General features: G+C 24.0%; 8 protein-coding genes. All 8 read left to right on the plus strand.

All coding sequences use genetic code 11. The features are described from left to right. Window positions 1-52 precede the first annotated feature (52 nt). Complete coding sequence (locus AVBRAN12642_RS09195; protein WP_336608267.1) at window positions 53-1,405, plus strand: hypothetical protein; 1,353 nt, start codon at window positions 53-55, stop codon at window positions 1,403-1,405. Next, on the plus strand, window positions 1,402-2,256 hold the full coding sequence (locus tag AVBRAN12642_RS09200; protein WP_336608268.1) for a beta-1,4-N-acetylgalactosamyltransferase: 855 nt from the start codon (window positions 1,402-1,404) through the stop codon (window positions 2,254-2,256). Before AVBRAN12642_RS09195 ends, AVBRAN12642_RS09200 begins: the two co-directional genes overlap by 4 nt. After that, the gene (locus tag AVBRAN12642_RS09205; RefSeq protein ID WP_214117966.1) at window positions 2,249-4,735 is read left to right on the plus strand and encodes a glycosyltransferase; all 2,487 of its coding nucleotides are present in this window, start codon (window positions 2,249-2,251) and stop codon (window positions 4,733-4,735) included. Before AVBRAN12642_RS09200 ends, AVBRAN12642_RS09205 begins: the two co-directional genes overlap by 8 nt. A gap of 14 nt (window positions 4,736-4,749) precedes the next feature. Continuing rightward, window positions 4,750-5,649: a sulfate adenylyltransferase subunit CysD gene (gene cysD / locus AVBRAN12642_RS09210; protein ID WP_214117965.1), complete on the plus strand. Its 900-nt coding sequence runs from the start codon at window positions 4,750-4,752 to the stop codon at window positions 5,647-5,649. Then, window positions 5,649-7,022 carry a sulfate adenylyltransferase subunit CysN gene (gene cysN, locus AVBRAN12642_RS09215; RefSeq protein ID WP_214117964.1) on the plus strand — a complete coding sequence of 458 codons (1,374 nt, stop codon included), beginning with the start codon at window positions 5,649-5,651 and terminating at the stop codon, window positions 7,020-7,022. The genes cysD and cysN overlap by 1 nt, the downstream gene beginning before the upstream one ends. Further along, the gene (locus AVBRAN12642_RS09220) at window positions 7,019-8,734 is read left to right on the plus strand and encodes an SLC13 family permease (RefSeq protein ID WP_214117963.1); all 1,716 of its coding nucleotides are present in this window, start codon (window positions 7,019-7,021) and stop codon (window positions 8,732-8,734) included. Before cysN ends, AVBRAN12642_RS09220 begins: the two co-directional genes overlap by 4 nt. 8 nt (window positions 8,735-8,742) lie before the next feature. Continuing rightward, the gene (cysC, locus tag AVBRAN12642_RS09225; protein ID WP_214117962.1) at window positions 8,743-9,336 is read left to right on the plus strand and encodes an adenylyl-sulfate kinase; all 594 of its coding nucleotides are present in this window, start codon (window positions 8,743-8,745) and stop codon (window positions 9,334-9,336) included. A 2-nt stretch (window positions 9,337-9,338) separates the two neighbouring features. After that, the coding region (locus tag AVBRAN12642_RS09230) for a sulfotransferase family 2 domain-containing protein (protein ID WP_336607721.1) at window positions 9,339-10,050 on the plus strand (712 nt) is incomplete at its 3' end.

The following is a 10,050-nucleotide window of genomic DNA, read 5'->3' on the forward strand; positions in this document are numbered from 1 at the left end:
TTGAAAATAAGAGTATTTCAATATATTAATGTATACAAAAAAGGGCAAACTAATGAAAGCATATTTGCATATAGGTACTGAAAAAACTGGCTCTACAACAATACAAGATTTTATCAATAACAATCATAAAATACTGCAAGAACAGGTATATATTCCACATTCATTAGGATATAATCACTGGCCTTTAGCGGTATTGGCATATGATGATAATAAAATAGATTCTTTTAAAATAACCAATAATCTATTAGATAAAGAGGAATTTAACAAATATAAAACTACGCTATTTAATAATTTAAAACTAGAGTTGGAGGGCAAAACAAATATACTTTTTACGTCAGAATTAATACACTCTAGGTTAAATACTAAGGAAGAAATTCAAAAGTTAAAAAAAATTTTAGTTCAACTAGGTATTAATAAATTTAAAATTATTGTTTATCTTAGAGAGCAAGGAGATTTAATAAATTCTTTATTTTCAGAAGCTATAAAATGGAGTGAGATAAATGAAGATTTTGACTTTACTCTAAAAGATAATTATAAACTAGAATATGAAGAAGGATATAAAAAAAATATTACACACTTTCAATTTATTTGTGACCATAAGAATACTATTCAAAATTGGCAAGATGTATTCGGACAAGAGAATATAGCAGCAACAATTTTTGATAAAAAATATTTTAAAGATAATGATTTAATAACAGATTTTCTAGATAAAATAAATATAAAAAACAACAATGCTTTTATTAAAAATAAAAATAGCAATAAATCACTTGATATATACGGAGTTGACCTACTATTATATATCAATAAACAAATTCCATTATTTACCAATTTTAAACAAAACCACTTAAGAGGTGATATACTAAAATTTATTAATAAGTATTTTACAAATAAAAATCATAGTTATAAACTTAGCAACCAAATAATAAACAATGTAAGAGAATATTATAAAAAAGATAATGAATATTTAGAAAACATCTATTTTAATAATAATCAGAAATTTATATATAAAAACATAACAAGTACTGAAAACAAAACCTTAGATACAAACATAAAAGAATGTATATTTGATATTATTTCTTCAAAAAATAAAGTTATTTTAGATTTAAAAAAAGATATAAAATGGTTAAAAAACTATAAACAAAATAATTTAATGAATGATATAGATTTAATTATAGATAGCACAAAAGCTTATAAACTAGGTAAGTATATGAAAGATTTAAAAAATAATAAATTAAATATAATAGCTATACTTAAATTTATATTCTGCTTTATATTTTATAAAGAACAAAAAATAACTATAAAATTAATAAAAGAAATAAGTCAAGATAATTTAAAACTATCTACTAAATATAAAGACTATATTCAGGGTATGAAAATAATTAAAAAACAAGGACAAAACTTATGAATTCAAATGATATATATTATTATCATCATAAAAGTAGTAATACACATAAAGGTTATTTCGAGCTAGACCAAAGAAGTAAAAATACCAAATCTCCATTAAACCCTTGGGCTTTTATTAGGGTATGCAATGAAAAAAATACATTGGAAGAAAGTTTGTATTCAATTTTACCTGCTATACAAAGAGGTATAATAGGATATAATGACTGCACAGATGGAAGTGAAGAAATTATAATAAATTTCTGTAAAAAATTTCCAACTTTTCAAGCGTATAAATATCCTTATCAAATATCAACCAGTATGAACCCCCCCCCTAAACATAATAATAAATTATCTACTTATTATAATTGGGTTAAAAGTTATATACCAAAAGGGGAATGGATGATAAAAATTGATTGTGATCATATATATGATGCTAAAAAACTATTTAACATGTTTTATTTGATAAAACATGATAACGATGTTGTATCTATACCAAGAATTAATTTTGTAATCAAAGATGACATTGTATTTGTAGAGACATATAATACCAATATTATTTTTAGAGATGTTGTTGATCATTGGTTAATAAAAAATGATAATTTAATTTTTGAAGACTTTGTAGGCAATAAACTTATTGAAATTCTTAGGTTGAATAAGCATCACAATATAATAAGAACAGAATTGAATAATTATCATTTTCCTTATATAAAAAATCAAAGAAAAAATCAATATGGAAATCTTATTAGACTAGATGATTTTATTAATAGTATAGATATAAATAATACATTACTAAATAGAATAGATATATCAATGCTAAATCAAGATTTTATTTTAAAAATATACTATAATTTTTTAAAGGATGACAATGGATAATAATGATATTAAAGTCGGTGTAATTATCCCAATATATAATGTAGAAAAATACTTAAAAGAATGTATAAACTCAGTTATAAATCAAACACATAAAAATTTAAGCATTATATTAGTTAATGATGGAAGCACTGATAATAACTCATTAAATATAGCCAAAGAATTTGTAAAACTTGATGATAGAATAGTACTAATAAATAAAGAAAATGGTGGATTAGGAAATGCTAGAAATGTTGGTGTTAATTGGTTGTTACAAAAATATTATTTAAAAAATTATATATATGATGATAAGTTATATATATATGAAACTAAAAATCAAGATGAACATAATATAAAACAAATTTTTTATAAAAATAATAAGTTAAAGTATGAAAATGTAGATTATTTAATATTTCTAGACTCTGATGATTATATAAAATTAAATACTATAGAAGAATGTGTAAAAGTTGCTAATAATAATGATATTGTGTGGTTTGATTTTGAATTTTTATATGATGGAATAGAAACACAAAATAAAAAAACACATCATGAATTGTATAATATAAATAAGAGTTATAAAATTACTGCTAATGAATGGCTAGATCTATTACAAGACAATAATAAAAATATGTTTTGGTTTGGAAGACATGGAATGGTATCATTAGAATATATAAAAAATATCAAATTGGAGTTTATAAACAATATAATACATGAAGACCATTACTACGGAAAAATGCTATATGTTCAATCAAATAATATATATATTTTAAATCAAAAATTATATATTTACAGAATCAGACCAAATAGTATTATGGCCTATAATGAAAATATTGATGTGAGCAATTTATCAAAATCAGTAGCATATCTATATAATATCTTTAATAATAACATATTAACAGCAAAGCAATATTATAAAGATTCTTCATTGGCAATTACAGCAATTGAGGTACATAAAGAAATAGACAAACTTAATATAGATGAAAATATTAAACATAAATTTATTAAAATATTTTACAAACCTTTAATAAAATGGGCTAATGAAATAAACAATTACCAAATTGATCCATTATCTATAAAAGATAAAGTATTTGAAGTACTACCACACATGGAAAAATTATATAACGAAGTAAATAAGACATATAATAAGACTATTAATAATACAAAAAAACAAATCAGCGTAATAATACCAATATATAATATTCAAGAATTTTTACCTGAGTGTATAGACTCTATATTAAATCAAACTTATCCTTATTTTAATTTAATTTTAATTAACGACGGCAGTATGGATGATACGCTAAACATAGCCAAACATTATGCCTATAAAGATAATAGAATTATAGTGGTTGATAAAAATAATGAAGGTCAAAGCAAAAGTAGGAATTTAGGTCTTGACTTGTTATATGAAGCAAAAAAAGTAAAAAAAATCAGTGATAAATACTTCAAAGTATTAAACAAGTCTGCAATTAAAAATATTTATACAAATGAAAATAATATTACAAATGAATATTTAAATATAAAAACAGATTATATTATGTTTATTGATGGTGATGATACTATAGAAAATAACTGTTTTAAAGAATGTATTGATAATATAGGTAATTGTGAAATAATATGGTTTAATTTTAAAATGTTTGCAGATAAAAACTATCACGGAGAATTACCAAATTGGAATAGAATGAAAAGATTTAATATAACCCAAAATCAAACCATAAGTTCTATGAATTTCGCTAAATTAATGATCGATAATAAAATATGTCAGTTTGCATTTATGGTAGATGGTATGATTGATTTTAAGCTAATGCAAGCAATAAAACTTAAATTTCCTACTAATGGTTATGCGGAAGATCACTATTTTGGTCTTGTTCTTTTTTTAGAATCTAATAATATTCAAATTTACAACAAAATTTTTTACAATTATAGAGTAAGAAATGGAAGTTCATGTAATTTTAATAATCAGGCAGTAAAAATAAGCGAACATATAAAGCAGTATTATCATTTCTTATTTAAAGATAAAGCTTTGGCAAAAGATTATTATAATTTTAGTGGGTATTGTGATACGACATATAAGCTAGTGCAATTTTTTCAACAAAGAAAACAATATAAAGAGTTGGCAAAAATTATGTTACCTTATTATATAAATCAAACCATATTATTAATGAAATTTTTTAAATACAAAAATGAAGATATTGAAAAATTAATTTTTATTAATAACTATTTAAAAAATATCTTTAATATAAATAAAACTATAGAGTTAAAAATTAGACTACATTTATCTTACAGGCTAGGGGTTTATTTGTATTGGCTAAACAACCATAAGCTTAGTTTTATATTTATCCCAAAATATCTTACTAGTATCTATAGAAATTATAAACGACAAAAAAAATATTTCTTAAACCTAAAAACTTTAAATATAATACCAAATAATAAACTACCAAAACAATATGTATTAGGAAATAAAATTATAACAAAAATTAAAAAAATATTTTTATTTAAACTTTAGAAAGGTAATAAATTATGCAAAATAACTATTTAAAAATGTTGGAAGCTGAATCTATATTTATTATAAGGGAAGCAATAGCTGAATTTCAAAACCCTGCTATGCTATATAGCGTAGGTAAAGATAGTTCTGTAATGTTGCATTTGTTAAAAAAGGCATTTTATCCAGCAATACCACCGATACCTTTGGTTCATGTTGATACAAAATGGAAATTTAAAGAAATGATAGAATTTAGAGATAAAAAAGCCAAAGAATTAGGTATGCAGATGATAGTATATCAAAATCCAAAAATAGATGAATTAAATTTATCCCCATTTATACATGGTTCATCAATGCACACAGATATTGCTAAAACAGAAGCTCTTAGACAAATGCTAAATATTTATAAATTTGATGCAGTATTTGGGGGAGCCAGAAGAGATGAAGAAAAATCTCGTGCTAAAGAAAGAGTATATTCTTTTAGAGATAACAACCATCGTTGGGATCCAAAAAATCAAAGACCAGAATTATGGAATATATATAATGCTAAGCATAAAAATAATGAATCTTTTAGAATTTTTCCTCTAAGCAACTGGACAGAGCTAGATATATGGAATTATATATTATTAGAAAATATAGAAATTCCTAGTTTATATTTTGCTAAACCTAGACTAGTTACTCAATATATGGGTACTAAAATTCTAGTTGATGATGATAGAATGCCCATTGATTTAGTCAAAAACGCAAAAGAAGAAATAGTAAGATTTAGAACGCTAGGATGCTATCCACTAACAGGTGCTATTAATTCAACAGCCGATAATGTGGAAAAAATAATACAAGAACTATTGTTATCAAATGCAAGTGAAAGACAAGGAAGATTGATAGATGTTGATGAAAAAGCAAGTATGGAAAAGAAAAAGCAAGAAGGGTATTTTTAATGACAAATGAAAACAATTTAATTCAAGATAAAGAATTATGCAGGTTTATTACTTGCGGTAGTGTTGATGATGGAAAATCAACATTAATAGGTAGGATGCTATATGATTCTCAAATGATTTTAGAAGATCAACTAAATTCTTTAATTAAAGATAGTAAAAAAATTGGTACACAAAATGGTAATATAGATTTTGCACTACTAGTAGATGGACTTGAAAGCGAAAGAGAACAAGGTATTACAATTGATGTTGCATATAGATATTTTAACACAATAAAAAGAAAATTTATAATTGCAGATACTCCTGGACATGAACAATATACAAAAAATATGGCTACTGGAGCTAGTAATGCAGATATTGCTATAATATTAATAGATGCACGCAAAGGTGTACTTCCACAAACCAAAAGGCATTCTTATATAGCTTCTTTATTGGGTATAAAACAATTTATAATAGCTGTTAACAAAATGGATTTAGTAAACTATAGTCAAGAAATATTTAAAAAAATATACAATGATTATCAACTAATAATACCTTATTTAAACAACGATATTAATATAAATTTCATACCAATATCAGCTTTAAATGGAGATAATATTGTTACAAGTAGTAGTAATATACAATGGTACTCTGGCGATACGTTATTTAAATTATTAGATAACTTAGAAATATATAAGACAAATAATGATGAATTTTTATTTCCTGTTCAATATGTAAATAGACCAAACTTGAATTTTAGAGGATTTTGTGGAAATATAATAAGCGGAAACATTAATGAAGGTGATAATGTTGTTATACTACCTTCTAATAAAAAAACTACTATAAAAAAAATAATTAAAGCTAACACTATGCTTGAAGAAAAACAAGCAAGATGTTTTGATAGTGTAACAGTTGTTACTGGTGATGAAATAGACATTTCTAGAGGCAACCTAATCGCAAGTCTAAATAATAAAACAATAATAACCAACAACTTTCAAGCGACAATCATATGGATGAGTGATAAAAAGCTAGAGCTAGATCAAAGATATTATATAAAAATTGCAAATAATATAACAACTATACAAGTGCAAGAAATTTTATATAAAAAAGATATAAATACATTGCAAAATATACAAAATGATCAAATTATGCTAAACGATATAGCACTATGCCAAATTAATCTAGAAGAAAAGTTAGCGCTTAAAATTTATAGAGAAAATAAATTTTTAGGTTCTTTTATATTAATCGATAAATATACAAATCAAACTATAGCAGCTGGTATGATTGAAAAAATACTAAATACTACAAACAATTGTAAACAATATACTAAAGCAGAAATAGAATTAAACAAATACATTAGAACTCAATATCCTGAGTGGGAGTGTAAAGAAATATGAAAATTATTGTAGGTTGCAGTATTTTAGTACTGATATTATCACTAATATTTAGTAAGATAAAACCTTCTATATTATTTGGTATTCTTGCTATATTTTATTATATTATTGGATACTTAGATTTAAATTCTTGGCTAGTATCTTATACTAGCAATTCTTTAATTGTACTAATTATTCTTTTATTAGTATCAATAGCTATAGAAAAAAGTATAATAATAGATTATATGTCAAAGCTTATAATAAATAAAAACTATCTATTTTCGCTATTAAAGCTTGGGATAATAAGTATGGGGATTTCAGCTTTTTTAAACAATACAGCTGTAGTTGCCAGTTTTATGGGTGCTATTAAAAATAATAAATTCCAACCTCCTTCTAAACTACTAATACCATTATCATACTTTTCAATTTTAGGTGGTACTATGACCTTGGTAGGTACATCAACAAATCTAGTAGTCAACTCATTTGTTATGCAAAATAATCTACCAAGCTTAAAAATTTTTGATTTTTTCTATGTTGGATTTTTAATTTCTATATTTTGCTTAATAGGAATTATAATTTTTAACAAATTATTACCAAAATATGAAATGGAAAATACTAAAGAAGAAAAACATCTAATTAGCGCTAAGGTGTTAAGCAATAGTGATTTAATTGGGAAAAGCATTGCAGATAATGGTTTAAGAAAACTTGAATATTTATTTTTATTTGAAATTCAAAGAAACGACTATGTAATAAATCCAGTTAGTAGAGATGAAATAATACAAGAAAATGATATTTTAATTTTTAGTGGCGATATTAGACATATTAATATGTTACATAAATTTAAAGGTATTAATATAGGTAAAGAAGCAGTGCAATCAAATGAGTTAGAACTTGTTGATGTACTTATTAGCCAAGAATCTAGTCTTATTGGTCAAAGTGTTAAAGAAAGTAATTTTAGGACAAAATTTAATGCAAGCATTATATCCTTCAAACGAGGAAATCAAAATATATCAAAAATAGGAAATACTAGATTAGAAGTTGGCGATAGGCTTATTTTAAGTGTTGGAAAAGATTTCAAAAGTAGAGATAATATAGCAAAAAATTTTCATATACTTTCAAGTATTAATCAAAATAAAAAATTAAGTAAAGCAAAAAGTATTTTAGTATTTTTAGGTTTTGTACTTTCAATTGCATTGTCTGCTTTGGAGTTGGTATCATTATTAAAAGCAATGCTAATATTATTATGCTTACTTGTATTTTTTAAAATAATTACTATAAACGAAATTAAACGTCAATTTCCTTTTGATATTTTTATAATTATAGGTTCATCATTAGCTATTACAAAAGTATTAGTAAATAGTGGATTAGCAGATGATTTAGGTGTATTAATAACTCATATATTTGGGGCTTATGGAGTATATGGAAGCTTTATAGGTATTTATTTATTTACACTACTACTAACAGAAATTATGACAAATAATGCTGCGGCTGCTTTATCATTTCCTATAGCGTATAGCTCTGCAATAGCTCTTGATGCCAATCCGACTCCATTTATATTTGCAGTTGCATATGGTGCGAGTGCTGCATTTTTATTTCCACATAGTTATCAAACACACTTAATGGTCAGCTCTATTTGCGGATATAAACTACAAGATTTTCTTAAAATAGGTTGGATTATTTCTATAATATATTCTAGTGTAGTAATAATAGCTACTCCTATATTTTTTAATTTTTAGGATAATAAATGAATAATAATCATATAATTTGGCATAACCAAAGTTTAACAAAACAAAAACGAGCATTTTTAAAAAACCAAAAATCTTGCATAGTATGGTTAACAGGGCTTAGTGGTAGTGGAAAATCTACATTAGCTAATGCTCTAGAGGTAAAATTGCATACATTAGGGTACCATACTTATTTACTTGACGGAGATAATATAAGACATGGTTTGAATAAAGATTTAGGATTTGATGAACAATCTAGAGTTGAAAACATAAGACGAATAGCTGAAGTGTGTAAGCTATTTGTTGATAGTGGAATTATAGTTATAAGTGCGTTCATATCCCCTTTTAAATCAGATAGAGATTTTGCTAGAAGTCTAGTTGATGATAATGAATTTATAGAAATATTCATAGATACCCCATTAGATATTTGTGAAAAAAGAGACCCAAAAGGGTTATATAAAAAAGCAAGAAACGGAGAACTTCAAAACTTTACCGGTATAACAAGTCCTTATGAAAAACCAGAAAGACCGGAAATTATAATTGGTGTTAATCAAATTGATTATAATGTTAATATTATAGTAAAATATTTAGAAGATAATATTTTAAGGAAATAGAATTGTTTAAAGATTTTCAAGACAAATACAAATGTATATTTGTGCATGTACCAAAAGTCGCAGGTACTAGTATAGAAAGGGCTATATTTGAAACAGATAAATGGCTTGTAGGACATAAAAAAGCGATACAATATGTAAAATACAACAAAGAAAAATTTTATCAATACTTTTCATTTGGGTTTGTAAGAAATCCGTATGATAGAATATGTTCAGCATATCATTATTTAAAAAATGGTGGAGCAGGAGGCAATGATTTAGAATGGTCTAAATTACATTTAAGTAAATACAATAACTTTAAAGAATTTATAAAAGATTTAGAAAATGAAAATATAAAACAAGAAATATTGAAATATTATCACTTTATTCCACAATGTGAATTTTTATGCAATGAACATGATGAAATAATAGTTAATTTTGTTGGATATTATGAAAATTTAAATAATGATTTTGAAAAAATACTAAATATTCTAAATATTTCTAGAAATATGATATGGGTCAATAAAAGTGAACATAAAGACTTTAGAAATTACTATGATGCTGAAACATACAATATTGTAAAAAAAGTTTATGAAAAAGATTTTTATATATTTGATTATGATATAGAGTCTAATAATTATATTATAAAACATAATGACAATAATGATTATTTTTATAAAAAAATTCACTATAAAAATAAATATTTAAATAAACTGCGATTAGAACAATACTATCAGT

This window comes from Campylobacter sp. RM12642 (assembly GCF_020137635.1).
Classification (GTDB): domain Bacteria; phylum Campylobacterota; class Campylobacteria; order Campylobacterales; family Campylobacteraceae; genus Campylobacter_E.

Excerpts from the sequence above, each read along its gene's own strand:
- AVBRAN12642_RS09195 (WP_336608267.1), top strand. The coding sequence starts at position 53 with ATGAAAGCATATTTGCATATAGGTACTGAAAAAACTGGCTCTACAACA.
- AVBRAN12642_RS09200 (WP_336608268.1), top strand. The coding sequence starts at position 1,402 with ATGAATTCAAATGATATATATTATTATCATCATAAAAGTAGTAATACA.
- AVBRAN12642_RS09205 (WP_214117966.1), top strand. The coding sequence starts at position 2,249 with ATGGATAATAATGATATTAAAGTCGGTGTAATTATCCCAATATATAAT.
- cysD (WP_214117965.1), top strand. The coding sequence starts at position 4,750 with ATGCAAAATAACTATTTAAAAATGTTGGAAGCTGAATCTATATTTATT.
- cysN (WP_214117964.1), top strand. The coding sequence starts at position 5,649 with ATGACAAATGAAAACAATTTAATTCAAGATAAAGAATTATGCAGGTTT.
- AVBRAN12642_RS09220 (WP_214117963.1), top strand. The coding sequence starts at position 7,019 with ATGAAAATTATTGTAGGTTGCAGTATTTTAGTACTGATATTATCACTA.
- cysC (WP_214117962.1), top strand. The coding sequence starts at position 8,743 with ATGAATAATAATCATATAATTTGGCATAACCAAAGTTTAACAAAACAA.